Here is a 632-nt window from a genome sequence, read left to right on the forward strand (position 1 = left end):
ATGCTATTTTATTGCCAGTTTTTATTGAATTTTCAAGGTGCATCTGCGCTTATTCAAATGCGAAGTTTGAGTTATTATTATTAACCATTTCTTTAAACTCAGTTAATGTATATGGATGTTCCACTTCTTCATATAAATCAGGTCTTCCTTTGACATGTACTGCATGTAATTGAATCATTAACTCATCAACACTGTCGTAATCAACCATATTCATTTCTCTAATAATTAACTTATTCATCCGAAAACCTCCACCTCTTATATCTTTACATCAATTCTATCTTACTGCTAGCCTCTTTTCCCGAGACCATAACATTTGAAAATAATATACTTGGGCTTCCATAATTTGACTTATTTGGTACTACCCACTTCAGGTCTTTTCCGATGGCAACAATTGATTGTAATAAATTTATTATATTTCCAGACAAAGTGAACTGTTCTACCGCATATATATTTCCCTTTGTTTCCATAATTCCTCTGGCAGATAACATTAATGTTAAAGCCAGTAACAAAACCATTTCCTGTAGCTAGTTTTCCATATTTTTTTGCAATTAATCTATTATTTAGTGTCTGCTGATTAACCTACACAAGCAGGTAACCAGCCCTCCCTATAGTTTAAAATGTCCAGCAGATAA

The 632-nt window shown here is 32.6% G+C and carries 2 protein-coding genes; both read right to left on the reverse strand.

From position 1 onward, the window contains the following. Window positions 1-49: 49 nt before the first annotated feature. Entirely contained in the window at window positions 50-238 is a 189-nt protein-coding gene (locus tag D7Y06_RS25480) for a hypothetical protein (RefSeq protein ID WP_120410235.1), read from the reverse strand. A 25-nt stretch (window positions 239-263) separates the two neighbouring features. Beyond that, window positions 264-509, reverse strand: coding sequence for a metallopeptidase TldD-related protein (locus D7Y06_RS25485; RefSeq protein ID WP_120410236.1), 246 nt, complete (start codon window positions 507-509; stop codon window positions 264-266). Window positions 510-632: the final 123 nt, after the last annotated feature.

Source organism: Roseburia sp. 1XD42-69 (genome assembly GCF_003612565.1).
GTDB lineage: Bacteria > Bacillota > Clostridia > Lachnospirales > Lachnospiraceae > Roseburia_B.

Excerpts from the sequence above, each read along its gene's own strand:
- D7Y06_RS25480 (WP_120410235.1), bottom strand. The coding sequence starts at position 238 with ATGAATAAGTTAATTATTAGAGAAATGAATATGGTTGATTACGACAGT.